We start from the raw sequence: 22,929 nt of genomic DNA on the forward strand, positions 1-22,929 counted from the left end.
TGCCACTCGTTGCCAGAGGTGCTCACGCCGTGGGCCTTTTGCGAACGCTCCACCCGAGGCAAACAACCAAGAGGCGGTCTAATTGTGGACGTGCGTTTATTTTTGGATGTGTCTCGTTTTCCCAGTTCTCGAAAACCCGCAACGGGCAACGTCGTCCAGGTGGGTGCCGGTTTTCCCGTTCCGTTTTGACTGACTTGCTATGTTGACCGACTCGTTGCAACACCTCATCACCCGCGCCGAACAGCTCATGGATCGGCTGGAAGCCGCATTGCCACAGGGTTTGCATGACCCGGACTGGTCGGCGTCGACTGCCTTCCGCTACCGTCGGCGCAACGGCCGGGCGGTGCTCGAGCCGGTGCGCCATGTGGCCACGATCCGGCTCGGTTCGCTGGTGGAGGTGGCGCCCCAGAAAGAGCGCCTCTTGCGCAATACCGAGCAATTTGTGAATCGCCGTGCAGCGAACAATGTCTTGCTCACCGGGGCCCGTGGTACAGGGAAAAGCTCGCTAGTGAAGGCTTGCCTCAACGAGTTTTCGGGGCAGGGTTTGCGGCTGATCGAGGTCGACAAGGCCGATCTGGTGGACTTGCCCGACATCGTCGACCTCGTGGCGGCCCGGCCCGAGCGCTTCATCGTGTTCTGCGACGACCTGAGCTTCGACGAGGGCGAGCCGGGCTACAAGGCGCTGAAGTCCATCCTCGATGGCTCGGTGTCGCAGGCGTCTGACAACGTGCTGATCTACGCCACCAGCAACCGGCGCCACCTGCTGCCCGAGTACATGAAGGAGAACCTCAGCTACCAGCACACCGAAGCCGGCGAAGTGCACCCGGGCGAGGTGGTGGAAGAGAAGATCTCGCTGAGCGAGCGGTTCGGGCTGTGGGTGAGTTTTTATCCCTTCACGCAGGACGAATACCTCGCGGTCGTCGGCCAATGGCTGCGCCACCACGGTGTGTCGGAGGAGGCGGTCAAGGCCGCCCGCCAGGAAAGCCTGGTCTGGGCGCTCGAACGTGGCTCCCGATCGGGCCGCGTGGCCTACCAGTTCGCGCAGGACTACGCCGGAAGGCACGCCGCATGAGCGCCGCTGCGGAGCGGACGCCGGTTGACGTGGCGGTGGGGGTGCTCGTCGATCCGCAGGGCAACTTCCTGCTCACCTCCCGGCCGGAGGGCAAGGTCTACGCCGGCTACTGGGAATTCCCGGGCGGCAAGCTGGAGGCCGGCGAAACCGTCGAGCAGGCGCTGCGGCGCGAGCTGCACGAGGAGCTGGGCATCACCATCGGCGAGGCGCACCCGTGGAAGGTGGAGATCGTCGACTACGAACACGCCCGCGTGCGCCTGCATTTCTGCAAGGTCTACGCGTGGCGGGGCGAGTTCGAGATGCGCGAGCGCCAGAGCATGGCGTGGCAGACGCTGCCGGTGGCCGTGAAGCCGGTGCTGCCGGGCACGGTGCCGGTGCTGGAATGGTTCGCCCAGGAGCGTGGTTTCAGCGGTGCCACCCACGAGCCTGTCAAACCTCGCTAGGTAAACTGCCTGCATGGATTTTCTTGACGCCATCAAGTGGGATGAGCACGGACTGGTGCCGGTCATCGCCCAGGAAGCCACCACGCAGGACGTGCTGATGTTCGCCTTCATGAACCGCGAGGCGGTGAACGAGACCGTCAGGCGGGGCGAGGCCGTCTACTGGAGCCGCTCGCGCAAGCGCCTGTGGCACAAGGGCGAGGAATCGGGCCACATCCAGAAGGTGCACGAGATCCGCCTCGACTGCGACAACGACGTGCTGCTGCTGAAGGTCACGCAACTCGGCCATGAGCCCGGCATCGCCTGCCACACCGGCCGTCACAGCTGCTTCTTCCAGAAGCTGGATGATGGCCAGTGGACGGCGGTCGACCCCGTGCTTAAAGACCCGGAAAGCATCTACAAATGAGCGCCAAGCCCACGAGCAACGACACCCTGGCCCGCTTGGCCGAGGTCATCGAGTCGCGTCGCGGCGGCGACCCCGACAAGAGCTACGTCGCCCGCCTCTTTCACAAGGGGAACGATGCGATCCTGAAGAAGATCGGAGAAGAAGCCACCGAGACGGTGATGGCCGCCAAGGATGGCGACACCCAGAAGATCGTCTACGAGGTGGCCGACCTCTGGTTCCATTCGATGCTCGCGCTGGCAGCCTTTGGCCTGAAACCTGCTGATGTGCTGGCCGAGCTGGAGCGGCGCGAAGGCCTGTCGGGGCTGGAGGAATTCGCGGCGCGCAAGGCCCAGCAGCGCGAGGTGGACAAGACATGAACGACGTGATCGACGTGAGCCAGAAGGAACGCAGCCTCAAGACGGTGGGGCACATCAGCTATGCGCTGCACACCATCGTGGCGGTGGGCGCGGTGCTGCCCGGCGTGCAGGCCGGCGTGCTCCTGCTGGTGGTCGCCTTCGTGCTGGACCTCGTGAAGAAAGACGACGCCATGGGGTCCTGGCAGGAATCGCACTTCCGCTGGCGCATCCGCAGCGTGCTGTGGGCCGGTGGCCTGTACCTCGTCACCGCGCCGCTGTGGCTGCTCTTTGTCGTCCCCGGCTGGATCGCCTGGGCGGCGGTCTCGATCTGGTTCCTCTACCGCGTGGTGCGCGGCTGGGTGAATCTCAACAACAACGCGGCCATGCCGGCCTGAACCGGACACCTCCACGCCATGTCACACGACCCCAACTGCATCTTCTGCAAGATCGTCGCCGGGCAGATCCCGAGCCGCAAGGCCTACGAAGACGAGGAGCTGCTGGCCTTCCACGACATTGCGCCGTGGGCGCCGCAGCACGTGCTGGTCATTCCCAAGGAGCACATCGAGTCGCTCTACGACACGACGCCCGAAAAACACCAGGCGATGCTCGGCCGCATGCTGGCGCTGGCGCCGGTGCTGATGAAACAGCTGGGCGTGACCGGGGGCTTCCGGGTGATGGTCAACAACGGCCCCGACGGGCGCCAAGAAGTGCCGCATTTGCATCTTCATGCGATGGGCGGGCCGCGGCCCTGGGCCAAGGGTTGAACCCTGGCGCGCAGGCGTCACCTAAACTTACCGATTCCCTTTCAGGAGATAGATCATGGGTGGTTTGAGCTGGATTCATTGGGTTGTCGTGCTGGTGATCGTGGTGCTGATCTTCGGGACCAAGAAACTGAAGAACCTCGGCAGCGACCTCGGCGGCGCCGTCAAGGGCTTCAAGGACGGCATGAAGGATGGGGCCAGCGGCGACGCGAATGCCGCCGCTCCCGCCAACCCGCAGCAGGTCACCGTCAACAAGGCGCAAGACCCCAACACCGTCGACGTCGACGCCAAGACCAAGTCCTGATCCTTGATTGATTTCGGCTTCGACAAACTCGCGCTGATCGGCGCGGTGGCGCTCATCGTCATCGGCCCCGAGAAGCTGCCGCGTGTCGCCCGCACGGTGGGTCACCTGCTGGGCAAGGCGCAGCGCTACGTGGCCGACGTGAAGGCGGAGGTCAACCGTTCCATCGAACTGGAAGAACTCAAGAAGATGAAGGGCCAGTTCGAGGACGCCGCACGCAACGTGGAGAACACGGTGACGAGCGAGGTCCACCAGGCGACCGCCGCGCTCGAGAACGCGTGGACCGATGCCGAGCCGGCGCCGTTCACCGGGGGCATGCACGACGCACCGCCGGTCTACAAGCATCCCCGCAAGAAGTGGCGCGTCAAGCGCAGCGCCATGCCCCTCTGGTACAAGCAGCGCACCGGCATCCGCGCCAAGGCCCAGTCGGGTGCGGCGCGCGTGGCGCGTTTCCGCCCGCCCCGCAGCGGTTCGTCGGCATGAGTACAGCAGAAGAAAAGCCCGACGAACTCGCCGGCACCGAACAGCCTTTCGTCGCCCACCTGGTCGAGCTCCGGGACCGCCTGATCAAGGCGCTCTACGGGCTCGTCATCGCGGTCATCCTGCTGGCGATCTGGCCCGGCGCGAGCCAGCTGATCGACTGGCTGGCCATCCCGATCCGCAACCACATGCCGCCTGGCACCAAGCAGCTCATCGCGACGGGCGTGTTCTCGCCGTTCTTCATCCCGCTGAAGGTGCTGATGATGGCGGCGGTGCTGCTCGCGCTGCCGTGGCTCTTCTACCAGGCGTGGGCGTTCATCGCGCCAGGGCTTTACAGCCACGAGAAGCGTTTTGCCCTGCCGCTGATCATCTTCGGCAGCCTGCTGGCCTATTCGGGCATCGCGTTCGTGCAGTTCTTCGTGCTCGACCGCATGTTCGGCTTCATCCAGCAGTTCACGCCCGAGACCGTGGCGGCGACGCCCGACATCGCGTCCTACGTCGAGACGCTGCTGGGGCTCTACCTTGCTTTCGGCCTGGCTTTCCAGGTGCCCATCGTCGTCATCCTGCTGGTGAAAGTGGGCCTGGTGAGCATCGACAAGCTCAAGAGCTTCCGCAGCTACTTCATCGTGCTGTCGTTCATCATCGCCGCGGTGATCACGCCGCCCGACGTGGTCTCGCAGCTCGCGCTGGCCATTCCGATGTGCCTGCTGTACGAGGTGGGCATCTGGGCGTCGGTGCTCTTCCTCAAGAAGACCGGCGCCGCAGAAGAAAAGACCTCCGGCTGACCGCGCCCTTCAGCGCTCGCGCGGCGGCCCGGAGCGGGGCCGCTGTGCCACCACCACCTTGAGTTCCAGCGTGCGTTCGCCGCGTTGCACGGCCAGCGTTGCGGTGGTCTGAGGCTTGAGCTCGGCCACGGCGGTCAGCAGTTGCACGGTGTTGGCCACGGGCGTGTCGGCCACCTTCACCACCACGTCGCCTGGGCGCACACCGCCTGTGGCGGCCGGGCCGTTCTGCAGCACGCCGGTGATGAGCACGCCTTGCTTGACGGGCAGGTTGAAGGTCTCGGCGATCTCGGGGGTGAGGTCGCGCGGCTCCACGCCAATCCAGCCGCGGGTGACCTGGCCATCGCGGATCAGGCCTTCCATCACCAGGCGCGCGGTGCTCGCAGGGATCGCAAAGCCGATGCCCATGCTGCCGCCCGAGCGCGAGTAGATCGCGGTGTTGATGCCGAGCAGGTTGCCGTTGGCGTCGACCAAGGCGCCGCCCGAATTGCCGGGGTTGATGGCAGCGTCGGTCTGGATGAAGTTCTCGAAGGTGTTGATGCCGAGCTGGTTGCGCCCGAGCGCACTCACGATGCCCGAGGTGACCGTCTGGCCCACACCGAAGGGGTTGCCGATCGCGAGCACCACGTCGCCCACCTGGGCCGACTCCACGCTGCCGAAGGCGATGACGGGCAGCTTCTCGAGCGAGATCTTGAGCACGGCCACGTCGGTCTCGGGGTCGGTGCCGACCACCGTGGCGCGCGCCTGGCGGCCATCGGAGAGTTGCACCTCGATGTCGTCGGCGCCTTCGATGACGTGGTTGTTGGTCAGCAGGTAGCCGTCGGCCGAGACGATCACCCCCGAGCCCAGGCCCACCTGCGGTTGCTGCCGCTGGCGCTGCGGTTGGTCGCCGAAGAAGAAGCGGAACCAGGGGTCTTCGGTGTGCGGGTTGCGCTGCGGCGTCTTGCTGGCGGTGATGCTGACCACGGCGGGCGTGGCGCGCTTCGCGGCGGCCGCGTAGCTCGTCAGACCACCCGCGCCGACCGCCGAGGCCGGCAAGGCCGGGGCCTGGAGGATGGAGACCGCCGCGGGCAGGCCCGACACGGTGTCACGGCGAATCCAGTCCGGCTTCAAGGTGGCCACCACAAACCACAAGGCCACCGCCACCGTGACGGCTTGGGAGAAAATGAGCCACGTCCTGCGCATCAACCCGATCCTGAAATCTTCATGGCCTCACGCTCTGACATCGAGACGTACCTCGGCGCCTTGCTCGACGTGGGGAAGTTCCGGGATTATGGGCCGAACGGTCTGCAGGTCGAGGGCAAGCCCGAGGTGAAGAAGCTCGTGTCGGGCGTGACCGCGAGCCGTGCCTTCATCGAGGCGGCGATCGAGCAGCAGGCCGATGCGGTCATCGTGCACCACGGTCTCTTCTGGCGTGGCCATGATGGCCGCCTCACCGGGTGGCTGAAGGCGCGGGTCGAGTTGTTGATGGCGCATGGCATCAACCTCTACGCCTACCACCTGCCACTGGATGCACACCCGGAGCTCGGCAACAACGCGCAGCTCGGCGCCAAGCTGAAACTGGTGCCCGATGGCCGCTTCGGCGAGCAGGACATCGGCTTCATCGGCGCACCGGTTCAGCCGCTCACCACCGCGGCGCTGAAAGCCATGCTGACCTACCGGCTCGGCCGTGAGCCGGTGATGGTGGAAGGGCGGCCGGGTGTGACGCTTCAGCGCATCGCCTGGTGCACCGGGGGCGCACAGGGCTACTTCGAATCGGCCATCGCGGCTGGCGCCGAGGCCTACATCACCGGCGAGATCTCGGAGCCGCAGGCCCACCTCGCGCGCGAGACGGGCGTGTCGTTCTTCGCCTGCGGGCATCATGCGACCGAGCGCTACGGCGCGCCGGCGCTCGGGGCGCACGTGGCCGAGAAGTTCGGCCTCGAGCACCAGTTCATCGAGATCGACAACCCGGCCTGACGTGAGCGGTGTGACGTGAATTCAGCACCGCTGGTCATCACGATGGGCGATGCCTGCGGCATCGGGCCGGAAATCATCGCCAAGGCGTTCGCCAGCGGCCAGGCGCAAGGGGCGTTCGTGCTGGGTGATGCGGGGGTGATGCGCCGGACCTTGGCGCAGGTGGAGCAGGGCACGGCGCTGGCGCTGATCGACAGCCCTCGCGACCTGGGGCTGTGCCCGCCGAACTGCGTGCCGCTGGTGCAGGCCCGCGGATTGCCGGCCGATCTGCTGCAGGCGGGCCTTGGGCGTGTGGATGCGCGCGCCGGGGCTGCGGCAGCGGCCTGCATCGAGCAGGCGGTGTCGTTGGTGCAGGCGGGTGAAGCGCGCGCCATCGTCACGGCGCCCATCCACAAGGAAGCGCTGTCTGCGGCCGGGGTCACGTTCCCGGGCCACACCGAAATGCTGCAGGCGCTGGCGGCGCCGGCCGGCACTGCGGTGCCTCCGGTGCGCATGATGCTGGCCAACGACGAGCTGCGCACAGTGCTCGTGACCATCCACATGTCCCTGCGCAACGCCATCGAGGCGGTGACGTTCGAGGCGGTGCTCGAGACCCTGCGCATCACCGACCGTGCGATGCGTGCGTTCGGCATCGCCGCCCCGCACGTGGGCGTTGCGGGGCTCAACCCGCATGCCGGGGAAGGTGGGCTCTTCGGCGACGAGGAGCAGCGCATCATCGCGCCGGCCATCGCCGCTGCTCGCGCCGAAGGCATCGATGCGACCGGCCCGTACGCACCCGACACGGTGTTCATGCGGGCCCGCCAGACGCCGGAGCGCCCCGGCGAGTTCGACGTGGTGGTGGCGATGACCCACGACCACGGGCTGATCCCGGTGAAGTACCTGGGCGTGGAGCAGGGGGTGAACGTGACGCTCGGCTTGCCCTTCGTGCGCACGAGCCCGGATCACGGCACCGCGTTCGACATCGCGGGCAGCGGCCGCGCCGATGCGTCGAGCCTGATCGCCGCCTTGCGGATGGCCCGGCGGCTTTCGGCGTAGCTACTTGCTGTTGGCGGTGAGCGCCGCGAGTTGTTTGCGCGCCCGTGCGGTGGCGCGCTCGATCAGGTAGGAGCTCTCGAACGCCTTGAAGCGCCCGGTCTCGCACATGCGCGAGAGCATGCGTGCCGTGAGCGAAACCGTCTCGGTGTGGCGCTTGCCTCGGGTGAAGACGAAGAAGGCCCGCCCCGGGCTCACATAGCTCAGGCGCACCTTCTGCCACTGGTCGTTCAGGTGCATGCGGTACGCGAAGCCGAGCTTCACGTGGTCCATCAGCTGCACGCCCTGGGTGGGCTCGGCCGGTTCCGACGAGGCGTCGAGGTTGATGTCGAGCTGTGCGGCAAGGTCGAGGTTGAGGTCGACCGGCTGCGTGTCGGGGGAGCTGTTGACAGGCTCCGGCTCCGGCTCGACGGCGCTCAGGTCGATGTCGACTTCCTTCGACCAGTCGACCGCCGTCTCGTCGACGAGGCCGATCTGCTGCGCTTCGGTGTCGGAGAAATGCGGCTCGAGCGCCGCGATGGCCGAAGAGCTTGTGCCTGCGGTGCTCGTGATCGGCACGTCGCGCAGCAGCGCATCGGGCTCGGGCACCGGCGTGTTGAACACGCCTTCGACCTGCTTGGCCAGCAGGTTGTAGTCGAGCTCGGTGAGCGGCGCGGCCTTGAGCGAATCGGCATGGGCGGGCAGCAGCTTGCCGAAGAAGTCCTTCTGTGCCGCCTCGGGCCAGCCGACGAGCTTCATGCCCTCGTTCAGGTCCTTCATCAGCGGCGGCAGCTGCATCAGGAACTTCTTGCGCAGCGCGGGCGAGCCCTTGGGCTGCACGCTCATCACGAGGTCGCGGCCGGCTCGCTTCAGGCGTTGCACCGTCTCCGACTGGGCACCTTCGCGGCGCGTGGCCAGCGCGATGGCCTGGCTCCACACCTGGGCCAGGAAGTCGCGCAGGTAGTCCGGCAGCGACAGCGGGCCGAGCGCGGTGCGCAGCTGCAGCATGTAACGCTGCTGCACGCGGAGGTCCGACTCCTTGCTGTCGACGACCGACACCGCCTTGGCGGTTTCCTCCACCTCGGCCTTGGCCTGCACGGCGACGAAGTTCTCGAGCGCAGTGAGCTTGCTCGAGTAGAGCTCGATCTGGTCGAAGTCGCCCTGGACGATCTCCTGCACCAGCTCGCGCACGCGCGCCATGAACTGCTTGCCGGTGCCTTCGTCCAGGTCTTCGAAGGCCGCGGCCAGCGAGGCCATGCGGTTGACGAAGCGGCGCACCGGGTGCTTGCGCGACGAGAAGAAGCTGTTGTCCTGCAGCGCGACGCGCAGGACCGGCAGCTGCAGGCGGGCGATCTGGCGCGCCATCTGCGGCGGCACGCGCGGGTCGGAGAGGATCTGGTCGAACAGGCTGCCGACAACGTCGATCACCATGTGATCGAGGGCGCCGGTGGAGGCTTGGCGCAACTCGTCGCGGTGGGCGCGGATCAGGTTGGCGGCCATCAGGCCGGACGCGACGTCGCCGTACCCGCTGCCGCCGGTGACCGGGCCTCCGAGCGACCTGGCGCTGCCGTACCCGCTGGTGCCTCCCAGGCCGGCGGGTGAGGTCGGGCCGCCGAGGTCGGCCGGCCGGGTGGCGAGGAAGGTCAGGCGGCGGATGAGCGCCATCATTTCGGCATCGGCCTGGCCGGCCGGGTTGGCAGGCCCGGAAGGACCGGAGGGTCCGCCACGGCTGGCGCCGCCCCCGCCACCTGCTCGTGCAGCAGCCGCGGCGCCCGGCGGGGGCATGGCGGCGCCACCGCTGCCGGACACCGTGCGGCCGCCGTAGCCGCTGGTGTCCCTGGCACCACCGCCGATGCCACCACCCTGGCCAGTGCCACCGGGACCGAACCCGCCGCCGCCCGCAGCCCCGCCCAGACCTGCGAGGCCCGGGCCGACGCCACCGCGGCCCGTCGTGGGCATCGCCTTGCCGGGCGCTCCCGTGGCGGTGTCTTCGAAGGCCACGTGCGCGCTGCCGCTGAAATGCCCGCCGCTCGTCGACGTGCCGTTCTCGCGGCGCAGCTTGTCATAGCCGGAGATCACGTGGTCGCGGGCGATTTCATTGCCCGGTCCCTCGACCCCGCGGACGGTGAGGCCGACCGGCTGGATGCCGCGGACGCGGAAGTCCTTCAGGATGTCGGCGTAGCACTGCGGCATGACGCGCGACATGCCGATGGCCAGCTCTCGCGCCAGGATCTTGCGGCAGTCGCGGTCGTTGCTGACCGACGTGATGGCCCGGTACATGGCCTCACCCAGCACCTCGCCCCGCAAAGGATTGCGCTCATGGTCGGCGCGGCCGATGCCCAGCAGCTGGCCGGTGTACGAGGCGATCTCGCGCAGCTCCCACTCGCAGCCGTGGCTGATCGCCTGGCCGATGCGGTCGGCGTGCATCTGCTCTTCGACCTCGTTGTCGTCGACGAGGCTGAGCGACTGCCAGTCGGTCTCGGCCAGGCTGCGGCCGGTTTCGCGGTTGGGGCTGAGTTCGCGGGTGACGCGCTTGGCCAAGGTGTCGGCGAAAACGAGCACGAAGGTGCTCATGTGGCGCCGCAGGTCCAGCTGGGTGTTGATCAGCGCGTCACGCTCGAAGATGCGCGTGGCGGCCGAGGCCAGCACGCCGAGATGGTCGCTCACGCGATCGGCGACCGTGGCCGTGGTCGTCTTGATGTGGTGCATGGCTGCGTCGAACGCAGCCTGGGCGCGTGGGTCGGTCTGATTCATCTCGAACGGGGCCGCTCGGCCGGCCGGGACGCGCTCATGTCTCGCCTTTTAGAGCGCACGTCCTGCAAGTATGGGGCCAAACCGACGATGGCCACCACCGCGTTGCCCCCCGGCGACGGGCCGCCTGGGGCCGCCAATCAACCGCCCGTGCGGGCGCCTTGCCTACTTTTTGAGCGCGTCGCGGATTTCGCGCAGCAGCACCACGTCTTCGGGCGTGGCGGCGGGTGGCGGCGGCGGCGCCTCTTTCTTCAGGCGGTTGATCTGCTTGACCATCATGAAGATGATGAAGGCGAGGATCACGAAGTTGAGCGCCACGGTGATGAAGTTGCCGTACGCGAAGAGCGGCACGCCGGCCTTGGTGAGCGCTTCGTAGGTCATCGGGCCCTTGAAGTCGGGTGGCGGCGCCGACAGCATGATGAAGTAGCTGGAGAAATCGAGCCCCCCGATGATCTTGCCGATGACGGGCATCACGAGGTCCTTGACGATCGAGTCGACGATCTTGCCGAAGGCCGCGCCGATGATGACGCCGACCGCCAGGTCGACGACATTGCCCTTCATCGCGAATTCCTTGAATTCCTTGGCGAATCCCATGTTTTCCTCCTGCGAACGGGTGCGGCGCAGTATTGCCGAGGCCTTGTGCTTGTCAAGGCGCGCAAGCGGCTTGTCGCCTGGTCACCGCGCGGCCGACGAGCACGGCTGCTGGGGTTGACACGTCCGCTAGAATCGTCGGTTGCCCCCTGATTAGAAGTCATTCTTCTGCAAAGAAGACCGTAAGACCTGTATTGAGGATCTCCATGAGTGACCAGCAAGTCGATCAAGGCCGCCGCACCTGGGTTGCCATCGCCTGTGGTGCAGGCGCTGTCGGTGGTGTCGCCACCGCCGTGCCTTTTGTCAGCACCTTCCAACCCTCTGAGCGGGCCCGCGCGGCTGGCGCGGCTGTTGAAGTCGACATCAGCTCGCTCAAGCCCGGCGAGAAGGTCACTGTCGAGTGGCGCGGCAAGCCGGTGTGGATCGTCCGGCGCACTCCGGAGCAGTTGGCTGCATTGCCCAAGATCGACGCCCAGCTGGCCGATCCGAAGTCGGTCCGCAAGGCCGACGAACTGACCCCTGAATACGCGCGCAACGAACACCGTTCGATCAAGCCCGAGTTCCTGGTCGCCGTGGGCATCTGCTCGCACCTTGGCTGTTCGCCGTCCGACAAGTTCCAGGCCGGCCCCCAGCCCTCGCTGCCGGATGACTGGGCCGGCGGGTTCATCTGCCCTTGCCACGGCTCCACGTTCGACATGGCCGGCCGTGTCTTCAAGAACAAGCCTGCTCCTGACAACCTCGAAGTGCCTCCGCACATGTACCTGTCTGAAACCCGCCTGCTGATCGGCGAGGACAAGAAAGCCTGACCCCAGGCGCAGAGGCAATTCAGGAGAATCACATGGCCGAGTTCAAGCAAGTCAGCCCCAATGCCCCGATCGGCGAGAAGCTGATGACGTGGGTCGACAACCGTTTCCCCGCGAGCAAGCTCTACAAAGAGCACATGAGCGAGTACTACGCTCCGAAGAACTTCAACTTCTGGTACGTCTTCGGCTCGCTCGCGCTGCTGGTGCTGGTGATCCAGATCGTCACCGGCATCTTCCTCGTGATGCATTACAAGCCCGATGCGAACCTCGCGTTCGCCTCGGTCGAGTACATCATGCGTGACGTGCCCTGGGGCTGGCTGGTGCGCTACATGCACTCCACCGGTGCCAGCGCCTTCTTCATCGTGGTCTACCTGCACATGTTCCGCGGGATGATCTACGGCAGCTACCGCAAGCCACGCGAGCTGGTGTGGATCTTCGGCTGCGCGATCTTCCTGTGCCTGATGGCCGAAGCCTTCATGGGCTACCTGCTGCCCTGGGGCCAGATGTCGTACTGGGGCGCCCAGGTGATCGTGAACCTGTTCACCGCCGTGCCCTTCATCGGCCCGGACCTCGGCATCCTGATCCGCGGCGACTACGTGGTGAGCGACGCCACGCTGAACCGCTTCTTCAGCTTCCACGTGATCGCCGTGCCGCTGGTGTTGCTGGGCCTCGTGGTCGCGCACATCATCGCGCTGCACGAAGTGGGCTCCAACAACCCCGACGGTGTCGAGATCAAGGCGAAGAAGGATGCGCGCGGCATTCCGCTCGACGGCGTGCCCTTCCACCCCTACTACACGGTGCACGACATTTACGCGACGAGCGTGTTCCTGTTCTTCTTCGCGGCCGTGGTGTTCTTCGCGCCCGAGTTCGGTGGCTACTTCCTCGAGTACAACAACTTCATCCCGGCCGACCCGCTGAAGACCCCAGCGCACATCGCCCCGGTCTGGTACTTCACGCCGTACTACTCGATGCTGCGGGCCACCACAGACCAGATGGTCTACGTGCTCGTCGCGCTGGTGGGCCTGGGTGCGGTGCTGGCCATCGTGCGCGGCGGCTTCTCGGGCGTCGGCAAGCTCGCGATCGCCATCGGCGCGCTGGTTGCGGCCGGCCTGCTGCTCACCTTCGAAGCCAAGTTCTGGGGTGTGGTCGTGATGGGCGGCGCCGTCGTCATCATGTTCTTCCTGCCCTGGCTGGACCGTTCCGAAGCCAAGTCGATCCGCTATCGCCCGGACTGGCACAAGATCATGTACGCGATCTTCGTCATCGTGTTCGCGGTGCTCGGCTACCTCGGCGTGCAGCCGCCGTCGCCCGTGGGCGAGCGTGTCTCTCAAGTCGGCACGCTGTTCTACTTCGGCTTCTTCCTGCTCATGCCCTGGTGGAGCCGCATCGGCCAATCCAAGCCGGTGCCTGACCGCGTGACGTTCAGCGCCCACTGACGAGACGAGCCGGAATCACACACCATGAAGAAACTCATCCTCATCCTGCTGGCGTCGTTCGGCTTCACCGCGGGCGCCGTGGCCGCTGAAGGCGGCATTGCCTGGGACCGTTACCCCGTTTCCAAGACGACCGACGTGGCGGCGCTGCAGAACGGCGCCAAGCTGTTCGTCAACTACTGCCTGAACTGCCACTCGGCCTCGTTCATGCGCTACAACCGCCTGCGCGACATCGGCCTGACCGAAGACCAGATCAAGAAGAACCTCATGTTCACCACCGACAAGGTGGGCGACACGATGAAGACCTCGCTGGACCCGAAGCAGGCCAAGGAATGGTTCGGCGGCGTGCCCCCCGACCTGACCGTGATCGCCCGCTCGCGCGCCGACATCGGCAAGGGCTCCGGCGCCGACTACCTTTACACCTACCTGCGCAGCTACTACCGCGACGACACCAAGGCCACGGGCTGGAACAACCTCGCCTTCCCGAGCGTGGGCATGCCCCATGTGATGTGGGAACTGCAGGGGCAGCGTGCGCCGAAGTACGTCGAGGAAAAGGACCCGCATCACGCTGGCAAGACCGTGCACCGCTTCGTGGGTTACACCCAGCTCACCCCGGGCACGCTCAGCCAGAACGACTACGACGAAGCGGTGGGCGATCTCGTGGCCTTCCTGCAGTGGATGGGTGAGCCCGCCCAGCATGACCGCGTCAAGCTCGGCGTCTTCGTGCTGCTTTTCCTGGCCCTCTTCACGTTCATTGCCTGGCGTCTGAACGCTGCCTTCTGGAAAGACGTGAAATAAGCGAACGAACGGTGGCCATGTCACCTCAGGACATGGGCCACTGATCGTCTGCGGAGTGGAGCGCCGCCCCCGGCCCGCCCACTCCGTTTGTGTTTTGTAAGACTCATCTGCTCAAAGGAGCCGCCATCATGATGGTGCTTTACTCCGGAACCACCTGCCCCTACTCGCACCGCTGCCGCTTCGTCCTGTTCGAGAAGGGCATGGACTTCGAGATCCGTGATGTCGACCTCTTCGCGAAGCCCGAAGACATCGCGCTGATGAACCCGTACAACGAGGTGCCCATCCTGGTGGAGCGCGACCTCATCCTGTACGAGTCGCACATCATCAACGAGTACATCGACGAGCGTTTCCCGCACCCTCAGCTGATGCCGGGTGATCCGGTCGCGCGTGCGCGTGTGCGCCTGTTCCTGCTCAACTTCGAGAAGGAGCTCTTCGCCCACGTCAACGTGCTCGAAGGCCGCAGCACCGGCGCCAAGCCCAACGACAAGCAGCTCGAGAAGGCCCGCTCGCAGATCCGCGACCGCCTGACCCAGCTCGCGCCGATCTTCCTGAAGAACAAGTTCATGCTGGGCGACGACTTCTCGATGCTCGACGTGGCCATCGCCCCGCTGCTGTGGCGCCTGGACTACTACGGCATCGACATGTCGAAGAACGCCGTGCCGCTGCTCAAGTACGCCGAGCGCATCTTCTCGCGCCCCGCCTACATCGAAGCGTTGACGCCTTCCGAGAAGGTGATGCGCAAGTAAGCGTCTCGCATGAGCCTCATCCCGACCACGCCCGGCAACGCAGGTACGTCCACCCGGCCGTACCTGATCCGGGCCCTGCACGACTGGTGCACCGACAACGGCTTCACGCCGTATCTCGCGGTGTATGTCGATGCGAGCGTGCAGGTGCCGTTCGAGTACGTGAAGAACAACGAGATCGTGCTCAACGTCGGGTTCGAGGCCACCACCTCGCTCAAGCTCGGCAACGAGCTGATCGAGTTCAAGGCCCGTTTCGGTGGTGTGTCGCGCGACATCGCCGTGCCGGTGGATCACGTGATCGCCATCTATGCGCGCGAGAACGGGCAGGGCATGGCCTTCCCGGTGCCGACCGAGCCGGCTGCGGCGCCTCTCGCCGAGCAAGCTGCGACGCCGGCCGCCGAGCGGCCCACACAGCCCGGCGGTCTGCGCCTGGCGACGGGGGATGCCGCGTCGGCCACCGAAGCCCCCGCCGGCAAGCCGGCCGACGACAGCGAGCCTCCCGAGCCGCCCACCGGCGGTCGGCCAGCGCTCAAGCGCATCAAGTAACCGTCGTGAGCGGACGCAAGTCCTAGAATCGCAGGCGTTTCGCCTTTCGCCCTTGTAGCTCAGCTGGTAGAGCAGCGGTTTTGTAAACCGAAGGTCACGGGTTCGAATCCTGTCGGGGGCACCACTTCTCTCAAGTTTCATTCAAGAGCCGATACGTCTCGTATCAGCTTCGCGTTTGGCTGGCCTTACGCAGATTGAACCTTGATCCTGATTGAAGTAACCTGCCATCCCCGCTGCTTGAGTGCATCCTCAAGCCGAGGTTGAAGCTGGCGCAGCTTGGATGCCACGGCGGCATTCGCCGCCAGCAACGACCACCCATCGCCATCCGCGGGTCCGGGTTTCACATGAGCGGCCAGAGCCGCCGGCAAGACAGGGCGCACAGCCTCGAAGCGGTCTTTTGATTCCCGCATCAGCTGTTGCAGGCGCGCAAGAGGGGGGCTCGAGGCCATGGCTTCCTGCATGCGCATGGCGTTGGGGGTGACCGGGGGCTGCTTCGGGTTCACCGCAAGGAGTTTAGCGATGCAGATCATGATCACCCACGGCAGCATGGCGCGCACCCGTGTGCTGCACTTCAACCGCTTGCAACTGATCGCGCTGGCATTTGCGTTCGTGATCGGGCTTCTGGCGCTGTCGGGCACGATCTACCACGTGATCTTCCTGAAAGCCGCCCGCGAGGGCTGGCCGGTGGTGAGCCAGGTCGTGCGCCTCGTGGTGCGCGACGAGTTCGCGCAGCGCGACCGTTTCATGCGCGAGAACCTCGATGCGATGGCGCAGAAGGTCGGCGAGATGCAGGCCAAGCTGATCAAGCTTGAGGCAATCGGCGAACGTGTTTCCGGTCTCGCCGGGGTCAAGCCCGAAGAGCTCAAGCAGATCGCGCCCTCGGTGCACCGCGGCGGCCAGGGTGGCCCCTTCATCCCGGCGCGCAAGCCGTCGCTGGAGCAGCTCAACGGCATGATGGATTCGCTCGACGAGGCCGCCGAGCAAAGCGGCGACCTCTTCACGATGATCGAGTCGCGCCTCTTCGAGAAGCGCCTCGAGGCGCTGATGGTGCCCAACAGCCCGCCGATCAACGGCGCCGTGGGTTCCGGCTTCGGCTTCCGCTCCGACCCGTTCTCCGGCCGCCCGGCGCTGCACACCGGGCTCGACTTTCCAGCCGACGTGGGCACGCCCATCATGGCTGCGGCCGGGGGTGTGGTGCGTTCCACCGACTTTCACGCCGCCTACGGCAACCTGCTGGAGATCGACCACGGCAATGGCCTGACGACCCGCTATGCCCACACGTCCAAGATCCTGGTGAAGCCCGGTGACCTGGTCAAACGGGGCCAGGTCGTGGCGCAGGTCGGCACCACCGGCCGCTCCACCGGCCCGCACCTCCACTTCGAGGTGAGCGTGGAAGGGGTGCTGCAGAACCCCGCCAAATTCCTCTCGGGCAAGGCACCCGTCGCCCTGCCGCGCACGGCGGCCACGACCGCCGCCACAGCAGCCCCTGCAGCACCTCAGTCACCCCGCTGACCAAGGCAGTCGCGCCAGACCCCCGGTGTAAGATTCGCGGCTTTTCCCGCGCTGCGCGGGCCCTTCGCGCGTGCGCATTTCGGGCTCGCGATCCCTCGCTCCAATCCCCTGACGCGCATGTTGCCCAAAGTCCTGACTTCCATATTCGGTAGCCGCAACGACCGCCTGCTCAAGCAGTACCGGGCCGTGGTGCAGCAGATCAATGCGCTGGAGCCGCAGTTCGAGAAGCTCGACGATGCGGCGCTCAAGGCCAAGACCGAAGAGTTCAAGAAGCGCGTGGCGGATGGCGAGTCGCTCGACAAGCTGCTGCCCGAAGCGTTCGCGGTCGTGCGTGAAGGCAGCAAGCGCGTCCTGAAGATGCGCCACTTCGACGTGCAGATGATCGGCGGCATCGCCCTGCACAACGGCAAGATCGGCGAAATGCGCACCGGCGAAGGCAAGACGCTCACCGGCACGCTGCCCGTCTACCTCAATGCGCTCACCGGCAAGGGTGTGCACGTGGTGACGGTCAACGACTACCTCGCCCGCCGCGACGCCGAATGGATGGGTCGCCTCTACACCTTCCTCGGCTTGAGCGTCGGCGTGAACCTGCCGCAGATGCCGCGGGAGGAGAAGCAGGCCGCCTACGCCGCCGACGTCACCTACGGCACCAACAACGAGTACGGCTTCGACTACCTGCGCGACAACATGGTCTACGAGACCGCCGATCGTGTGCAGCGTGGCTTGACCTACGCCATCGTCGACGAGGTGGACTCCATCCTGATCGACGAAGCCCGCACGCCGCTCATCATCAGCGGCCAGGCCGAAGACCACACCGAGCTCTACGTGCGCATCAACGCCGTGGTGCCCAAGTTGAAGAAGCAGATCGGCGAAGCCGACCCGCGCACCGGCGAAGGCGTGATCGAGCCGGGCGACTTCACCGTCGATGAGAAGTCGCACCAGGTCTTCCTCACCGAGGAAGGCCACGAGAACGCCGAGCGCGTGCTCGCCGAAGCCGGGCTGCTGGTCGAAGGCGCGAGCCTCTACGACCCGCAGAACATCACGCTGATGCACCACGTGTACGCGGCCTTGCGCGCACGGCACCTCTACCACCGCGACCAGCACTACGTGGTGCAGGACGGCGAGGTCATCATCGTCGACGAATTCACCGGCCGCCTGATGACCGGCCGCCGCTGGTCCGACGGCCTGCACCAGGCGGTGGAAGCCAAGGAAGGCGTGCAGATCCAGAGCGAGAACCAGACGCTCGCCTCGATCACCTTCCAGAACTACTTCCGCATGTACGGCAAGCTCGCCGGCATGACCGGCACGGCCGACACCGAGGCCTACGAATTCCAGGAGATCTACGGCCTCGAGACCGTGGTGATCCCGCCCAACAAGCCGACCGCCCGCAAGGACGAGCTCGACCTCGTCTACAAGACCAACACCGAGAAGTTCAACGCGGTCATCGAAGACATCCGCAGCTGCCACGAGCGCGGCCAGCCGGTGCTCGTCGGCACCACGTCGATCGAGAACTCGGAGCTGATCTCCGAGAAGCTCAAGGCCGCCAAGCTGCCGCACCAGGTGCTCAACGCCAAGCAGCACGCGAAGGAAGCCGAGATCGTGGCGCAGGCGGGCCGCCCGGGCGTGATCACCATCGCCACCAACATGGCGGGCCGCGGCACCGACATCGTGCTCGGCGGCAACGTCGAAAAGCAGGTGCAGCTGATCGAGGCCGACGCGTCCATCCCCGAGGCTGACAAGGCGGCGCGCATCAAGCAGCTGCAGGACGAATGGCAAGGCCTGCACGAGAAGGTGAAGGCCGCCGGCGGCCTGCGCATCATCGCCACCGAGCGCCACGAATCCCGCCGCATCGACAACCAGCTGCGGGGCCGTTCGGGCCGCCAGGGCGACCCGGGCTCCTCGCGCTTCTACCTGTCGCTCGAAGACCCGCTCATGCGCATCTTCGCCGGCGACCGCGTGCGCGCCATCATGGACCGCCTGAAGATGCCCGAAGGCGAAGCCATCGAAGCCGGCATCGTCACACGCAGCATCGAAGGCGCGCAGCGCAAGGTCGAGGCCCGCAACTTCGACATGCGCAAGCAGCTGCTCGAGTACGACGACGTCTCCAACGACCAGCGCAAGGTCATCTACCAGCAGCGCAACGAGATCCTCGAAGCCGCCGACCTCACGGCCCAGATCACCAACCTGCGCGAGAGCACCTTGACCGACGTGGTGCGCACCTTCGTGCCGGCCGAGAGCATGGAAGAGCAGTGGGACCTCGATGGTCTCGAGAAGACCTTGCGCGAGGAATGGCAGATCGAGCTGCCGATCAAGGAGCAGGTCGAGAAGAGCGCCGCGATCACCGACGAAGAGATCCTCGAGAAGGTGGTGAAGGCCGGCAACGATGTGTTCGCCGAGAAGCTGGCGCGCGTGGGCGCCGAGCAGTTCATGCCCTTCGAGCGCATGATCCTGCTGCAGTCGATCGACCAGCACTGGCGCGAGCACCTCGCCGCGCTCGACTACCTGCGCCAGGGCATCCACCTGCGCGGCTACGCCCAGAAGAACCCGAAGCAGGAATACAAGCGCGAAGCCTTCGAGCTCTTCAGCCAGCTGCTCGACGTGGTGAAGATGGACGTGACGCGCGTGCTGATGACCGTGCGCATCCAGACCCAGGAGCAGGTGGCCGAAGCGGCCGAGGCGATCGAGGAGAAGGCCGACGCCATCTCCAACATCACCTACACCCACCCGAACGAAGACGGCAGCGTGTCACAAGACACCGATGTCGCGCAGGCGGTGGCCGGCCAGTACATGGGCAAGGTGGGGCGCAACGACCCCTGCCCGTGCGGCAGCGGCAAGAAGTACAAGCAGTGCCACGGCAAGCTGGCGTGAGGGGCTGATCGCCCCTCACCCGGCCGCGCTGCTCAGGGCGCCGGCAGCCAGTAGGACTTGTCGGTCGCGGCGTCGTAGCGGAACGGGTCGTCGTCGAAGACGTCCCACAGGCGCCAGCGCCAGTTGATCTCGTGGCGCAGGCGACGGTAGGTCTGCCGCAGCGATTGCTCCTGGTGGGCCCAGTAGTCGTCGCGCATGTAGTCGAAGTACGTCGGCGCGAGCTGCTTGAGATACGGCCCGCACTGTTCGAGCGGCAAGGGCTTGCGCGCCGCGCGTTCGGCTGACACCGCTTCCCACGCCACCCGTTGCAAGGCCGCGGCCAGCGCAGGCGTCACCTGCTCGGGCGCCCAGGCGCCTACCGGCGTGCGACCGAAGGTGGCGGCATAGACGCTGAGCGCCATGTAGTACGCCCCGAGCGACGTGAGATGCACTTGGTCGTGGAAGAGGCGGTCGAGCGTGGCACGCGTGCTGCCGGCCGCCAGTTCGGGCACCTGGCCCCGCGTCGCCCGCTCCACGAGCGTCGCCAGCGCCAGCGACGCCGGCAGTGACTGGATCCGGTCGGCCCGGCCTTCGGCGGCCAGCGAGGTGTTGATGCGCGTCACGACGCACTGCCACATCGGCGCCGCACTGCGCTCGTAGGCCAGCCAGCGACTCGGGTCGTTCTTGTCGGTCACGCCGAGCCAGGGTTCGTAGAACCAGGTCTGCCCCTTCGCGTTGCCGGTGATGAAACGCTCGTGGTAATGGCGCAGGTGGCGGACGGTGTCGTGCATGACGATCGAGTCCAGCACGCCATGCTGCTCGGTGATGACGAGCGTGTCGTAGGGCTGGCCGTCGGTCGTGCGAGGCTTGCGCAGTTCTTCCACGACATTGAGGCCTTCGCCTTCGCGGTTCTGCCCGATGGCGTAGCCCGCCCAGCCTGTCTCGCGGCCACGGCCCTGCGTGCGGTAGCGGATGGCCGACCCGACGAGGTACTGGCGGTTCCACTGCAGCGGTGGGCCCAGGCTCGCGGCGATGCGCGCCAGGTAGTCCGGCACGGGCTGGTCGATCAGGCTGTGGCCGGAGATGAAGACACGCTGGGGCGTTTGAGCGACGGCGCTCGGGCTCGCGGCCACGAGGGCGGTCAGCGCGAAAGTCAGGGTGGCGAAGAGGCGCATGGTGGGACAAGTTTCCCATGCCGAAACCTACAATCGCGCTCCTCCTGCAGCTACCGAGGCCAGTGCCATGCCCGTGAATCTCCAGCCGCCGCGCCCTGAAGCGCTCCACCCCGTTCCCGGCGTGAAGCTTGGCATCACGATGGCCGGCGTGCGCAAGGCCAACCGGCGCGACCTGACCGTCATCACGCTCGCCGAGGGCTCGCAGGTGGCGGGCGTGTTCACCAGCAACCGCTACTGTGCAGCGCCGGTGCAGCTGTGCCGCCAGCACCTGGCCTCGGGCACGGCACCGCGCGCGATGGTCATCAACACCGGCAACGCCAACGCCGGCACCGGCGAGGACGGCCTGGCCCGGGCTCGCGCCACCTGTGCCGCCCTTGCGAAGCAGCTGAAGCTTGCGCCCGAGCAGGTGCTGCCGTTCTCCACCGGCGTCATCATGGAGCCTTTGCCCGTCGATCGCATCGAAGCCGGCCTGCCCGCGGCCATCGCCGACTTGAAGGAAGGCAACTGGGCGGTCGCGGCCGAAGGCATCATGACGACCGACACGCTGCCCAAGGCATCGTCGCGTCGCGTGACGATCGGCGGCAAGACCGTCACCGTCACCGGCATCAGCAAGGGCGCCGGCATGATCCGCCCCAACATGGCCACGATGCTGAGCTTCCTGGCCACCGATGCCGCCATCGCCCCGGCGCTGATGCAAAGCCTCACGCAGCAGGCGGCTGACCGTTCGTTCAACCGCATCACGATCGACGGCGACACCTCCACCAACGATTCATTCGTCGTCGTCGCGACTGGCGCCGCGGGCAACACGCCCATCACCCAGCTCGACAGCGGCGACGGCGCTCTGCTGCGCGATGCGATCTTCGGCGTGGCCACCGAGCTCGCGCAGGCGATCGTGCGCGACGGCGAAGGCGCCACCAAGTTCATCACCGTGCAGGTGGATGGCGGCAAGACCGAAGGCGAATGCAAGCAGGTGGCCTACGCCATCGCGCACTCGCCGCTGGTGAAGACGGCCTTCTTCGCCAGCGACCCCAACCTCGGCCGCATCCTGGCGGCCGTGGGCTACGCCGGCATCGCCGACCTGGACCAGTCGCGCATCGAGCTCTTCCTCGACGACGTGCACGTGGTCACCCAGGGCGGGCGCAAGCCGAGCTACCAGGAAGCCGACGGTGCGCGTGTGATGAAGCAGGCCGAGATCACGGTGCGTGTCGACCTGAAGCGCGGCAGCGCGCAGGCCACGGTGTGGACCTGCGACCTGAGCTACGACTACGTCAAGATCAACGCCGACTACCGCAGTTGATCACCGCAGCGGCTGGCGGTGCGCGCTGGCGCAGGCGTGCAGCAGCAGGCCGGCCGCCAGCGCCGCCAGCAGATGCTTGAGGCTGTGGCCGCTGACGGCGTGCCAGGTCATCGCCAGCACGCCGGCGTCGGTGGCCTCCACGCCCTTGGCCGCGGCGTAGAGCACGAGCGCCGCCCACCAGGGCCCGGCCGGCACGGCCGAGGCCGTGATCGGCTGCAGTCGCAACAGCAATGCCGCCGGGATCAGCAACATCGGCATGAACTGCACCAGCACATAGGGCCGCAGGTCGCCTGCGCCCATCGCGGTGCCCACGCCCCACCACGCGACCGCAGCCGTCCCGCCCACCAAGGCGATGGCGACGACGGCGGGCGACTGCCACCCTGCATGCACCCGCTCCGCCAGGAAGGCGCACAGCAGCGCTGCGCAGGCCCAGGCGATCGGCAGTCGGTCGATCAGCAGCGAGATGTCGTTCGGCTGCCAGTGGTAGATCGCCGAGCCCACGGCCGTGGCGCCGATCGCGACGCAGAAGGCCCGCCATGCCGCACCGGCATCACGCAGGCGCGGCCACGCCCACAGGGCCGCGATGGCGAAGGGCAGGTTGCTGAGCACGTTCCACGCATGCGGCAGCACGCCCCACGGGCGCGCGTCGGCGAAATCGTGGTACCCGGCCCATTGCACGATGGGGCCGTGCAGCGCGAGCCCGGCGATGGCGAGCAGGGCCAGCACGAGCAGGACGCCCGCGCGGCGGGGAACAAGGTCAAGGCGATGGGCAGGCATGGGGTGACGGAGGTGAAGACCCCGCCATCGTGTGCTGCTGCCGCGGCCTTGCCAAGCGGCGGGGCCACCGGTACGACACCGTCAGACCGTCGGTATCGCCGCAGGGCACCGC

General features: G+C 66.6%; 24 protein-coding genes, 1 tRNA gene and 2 pseudogenes. 21 read left to right on the plus strand and 6 right to left on the minus strand.

Features of this window, described 5'->3' with window-relative positions; translation table 11 throughout:
* Positions 1–199 precede the first annotated feature (199 nt).
* The 10 genes and pseudogenes from JI745_RS21260 to tatC all read left to right on the plus strand — a co-directional run bounded on the left by JI745_RS21260 (position 200) and on the right by tatC (position 4,580).
* Positions 200–1,072, plus strand: a complete 873-nt coding sequence (locus tag JI745_RS21260) for an ATP-binding protein (protein WP_201811543.1) — start codon at positions 200–202, stop codon at positions 1,070–1,072.
* The gene (locus JI745_RS21265) at positions 1,069–1,515 is read left to right on the plus strand and encodes an NUDIX domain-containing protein (RefSeq protein WP_201811546.1); all 447 of its coding nucleotides are present in this window, start codon (positions 1,069–1,071) and stop codon (positions 1,513–1,515) included. Before JI745_RS21260 ends, JI745_RS21265 begins: the two co-directional genes overlap by 4 nt.
* Before the next feature lie 13 nt (positions 1,516–1,528).
* Positions 1,529–1,918: a phosphoribosyl-AMP cyclohydrolase gene (hisI, locus tag JI745_RS21270; protein ID WP_201811548.1), complete on the plus strand. Its 390-nt coding sequence runs from the start codon at positions 1,529–1,531 to the stop codon at positions 1,916–1,918.
* A complete protein-coding gene (locus tag JI745_RS21275) occupies positions 1,915–2,274 on the plus strand; it encodes a phosphoribosyl-ATP diphosphatase (protein WP_201811550.1) in 360 nt (119 codons plus the stop codon). The genes hisI and JI745_RS21275 overlap by 4 nt, the downstream gene beginning before the upstream one ends.
* Complete coding sequence (locus tag JI745_RS21280) at positions 2,271–2,648, plus strand: hypothetical protein (protein ID WP_201811552.1); 378 nt, start codon at positions 2,271–2,273, stop codon at positions 2,646–2,648. The genes JI745_RS21275 and JI745_RS21280 overlap by 4 nt, the downstream gene beginning before the upstream one ends.
* Positions 2,649–2,666: 18 nt before the next feature.
* Complete coding sequence (locus JI745_RS21285) at positions 2,667–3,017, plus strand: histidine triad nucleotide-binding protein (protein WP_201811553.1); 351 nt, start codon at positions 2,667–2,669, stop codon at positions 3,015–3,017.
* 55 nt (positions 3,018–3,072) lie between these two features.
* Positions 3,073–3,318: a Sec-independent protein translocase subunit TatA gene (tatA, locus tag JI745_RS21290; RefSeq protein ID WP_201811555.1), complete on the plus strand. Its 246-nt coding sequence runs from the start codon at positions 3,073–3,075 to the stop codon at positions 3,316–3,318.
* Between the two features lie 3 nt (positions 3,319–3,321).
* Positions 3,322–3,550: pseudogene (gene tatB, locus JI745_RS26930) on the plus strand (Sec-independent protein translocase protein TatB); the annotation flags it as partial.
* Positions 3,551–3,645: 95 nt separating this feature from the next.
* A pseudogene (tatB, locus tag JI745_RS26935) lies at positions 3,646–3,798 on the plus strand (twin-arginine translocase subunit TatB); the annotation flags it as partial.
* Positions 3,795–4,580 (plus strand): twin-arginine translocase subunit TatC, encoded by a 786-nt coding sequence (gene tatC / locus JI745_RS21300; RefSeq protein WP_201811560.1) that lies wholly within the window; start codon positions 3,795–3,797, stop codon positions 4,578–4,580. The pseudogene tatB (JI745_RS26935) and the gene tatC, both read left to right, overlap by 4 nt.
* Positions 4,581–4,589: 9 nt before the next feature.
* Here tatC and JI745_RS21305 read toward each other — a convergent pair whose 3' ends face one another.
* Complete coding sequence (locus JI745_RS21305; protein WP_201811561.1) at positions 4,590–5,762, minus strand: S1C family serine protease; 1,173 nt, start codon at positions 5,760–5,762, stop codon at positions 4,590–4,592.
* 21 nt (positions 5,763–5,783) lie between these two features.
* Between JI745_RS21305 and JI745_RS21310 the strand changes: the two genes are divergently transcribed.
* Together JI745_RS21310 and pdxA are read left to right on the plus strand one after the other, a co-directional pair.
* Positions 5,784–6,536, plus strand: coding sequence for a Nif3-like dinuclear metal center hexameric protein (locus JI745_RS21310; protein WP_201811570.1), 753 nt, complete (start codon positions 5,784–5,786; stop codon positions 6,534–6,536).
* A gap of 42 nt (positions 6,537–6,578) precedes the next feature.
* On the plus strand, positions 6,579–7,568 hold the full coding sequence (gene pdxA / locus JI745_RS21315; RefSeq protein ID WP_201812716.1) for a 4-hydroxythreonine-4-phosphate dehydrogenase PdxA: 990 nt from the start codon (positions 6,579–6,581) through the stop codon (positions 7,566–7,568).
* On the opposite strand, the gene JI745_RS21320 is transcribed toward pdxA, so the two are convergent.
* A complete protein-coding gene (locus tag JI745_RS21320; protein ID WP_201811572.1) occupies positions 7,569–10,298 on the minus strand; it encodes a DUF1631 family protein in 2,730 nt (909 codons plus the stop codon).
* A gap of 162 nt (positions 10,299–10,460) precedes the next feature.
* The gene (mscL, locus tag JI745_RS21325; RefSeq protein WP_201811575.1) at positions 10,461–10,889 is read right to left on the minus strand and encodes a large conductance mechanosensitive channel protein MscL; all 429 of its coding nucleotides are present in this window, start codon (positions 10,887–10,889) and stop codon (positions 10,461–10,463) included.
* A gap of 203 nt (positions 10,890–11,092) precedes the next feature.
* Here mscL and petA point away from each other — a divergent pair, with 203 nt between their 5' ends.
* From petA to JI745_RS21355, 6 genes are all read left to right on the plus strand, one after another.
* Positions 11,093–11,692: a ubiquinol-cytochrome c reductase iron-sulfur subunit gene (gene petA / locus JI745_RS21330; RefSeq protein ID WP_201811577.1), complete on the plus strand. Its 600-nt coding sequence runs from the start codon at positions 11,093–11,095 to the stop codon at positions 11,690–11,692.
* A 32-nt stretch (positions 11,693–11,724) separates the two neighbouring features.
* Positions 11,725–13,125 carry a cytochrome bc complex cytochrome b subunit gene (locus JI745_RS21335; protein ID WP_201811579.1) on the plus strand — a complete coding sequence of 467 codons (1,401 nt, stop codon included), beginning with the start codon at positions 11,725–11,727 and terminating at the stop codon, positions 13,123–13,125.
* Between the two features lie 24 nt (positions 13,126–13,149).
* On the plus strand, positions 13,150–13,920 hold the full coding sequence (locus JI745_RS21340) for a cytochrome c1 (protein ID WP_201811581.1): 771 nt from the start codon (positions 13,150–13,152) through the stop codon (positions 13,918–13,920).
* 128 nt (positions 13,921–14,048) lie between these two features.
* A complete protein-coding gene (locus JI745_RS21345; RefSeq protein WP_201811583.1) occupies positions 14,049–14,666 on the plus strand; it encodes a glutathione S-transferase N-terminal domain-containing protein in 618 nt (205 codons plus the stop codon).
* Between the two features lie 9 nt (positions 14,667–14,675).
* On the plus strand, positions 14,676–15,209 hold the full coding sequence (locus tag JI745_RS21350; RefSeq protein WP_201811585.1) for a ClpXP protease specificity-enhancing factor: 534 nt from the start codon (positions 14,676–14,678) through the stop codon (positions 15,207–15,209).
* A gap of 48 nt (positions 15,210–15,257) precedes the next feature.
* Positions 15,258–15,333 (plus strand) — tRNA-Thr (locus JI745_RS21355).
* A 61-nt stretch (positions 15,334–15,394) separates the two neighbouring features.
* Here the strand turns inward: JI745_RS21355 and JI745_RS21360 are convergent.
* Positions 15,395–15,757, minus strand: a complete 363-nt coding sequence (locus tag JI745_RS21360) for a DciA family protein (protein ID WP_236675080.1) — start codon at positions 15,755–15,757, stop codon at positions 15,395–15,397.
* Here JI745_RS21360 and JI745_RS21365 point away from each other — a divergent pair.
* Both JI745_RS21365 and secA read left to right on the plus strand, forming a co-directional pair.
* On the plus strand, positions 15,729–16,721 hold the full coding sequence (locus tag JI745_RS21365) for a M23 family metallopeptidase (RefSeq protein WP_201811587.1): 993 nt from the start codon (positions 15,729–15,731) through the stop codon (positions 16,719–16,721). The two genes, JI745_RS21360 and JI745_RS21365, sit on opposite strands and share 29 nt — an antisense overlap.
* Before the next feature lie 117 nt (positions 16,722–16,838).
* Positions 16,839–19,589: a preprotein translocase subunit SecA gene (gene secA, locus JI745_RS21370; RefSeq protein ID WP_201811589.1), complete on the plus strand. Its 2,751-nt coding sequence runs from the start codon at positions 16,839–16,841 to the stop codon at positions 19,587–19,589.
* Positions 19,590–19,621: 32 nt separating this feature from the next.
* Here secA and JI745_RS21375 read toward each other — a convergent pair whose 3' ends face one another.
* A complete protein-coding gene (locus tag JI745_RS21375) occupies positions 19,622–20,743 on the minus strand; it encodes a hypothetical protein (protein WP_201811591.1) in 1,122 nt (373 codons plus the stop codon).
* Between the two features lie 67 nt (positions 20,744–20,810).
* Between JI745_RS21375 and argJ the strand changes: the two genes are divergently transcribed.
* A complete protein-coding gene (gene argJ / locus JI745_RS21380; protein ID WP_201811593.1) occupies positions 20,811–22,040 on the plus strand; it encodes a bifunctional glutamate N-acetyltransferase/amino-acid acetyltransferase ArgJ in 1,230 nt (409 codons plus the stop codon).
* On the opposite strand, the gene JI745_RS21385 is transcribed toward argJ, so the two are convergent.
* On the minus strand, positions 22,041–22,817 hold the full coding sequence (locus JI745_RS21385; RefSeq protein WP_201811595.1) for a hypothetical protein: 777 nt from the start codon (positions 22,815–22,817) through the stop codon (positions 22,041–22,043).
* Positions 22,818–22,929: the final 112 nt, after the last annotated feature.

Origin of the sequence: Piscinibacter sp. HJYY11, from assembly GCF_016735515.1 — a bacterium.
GTDB lineage: Bacteria > Pseudomonadota > Gammaproteobacteria > Burkholderiales > Burkholderiaceae_C > Rhizobacter.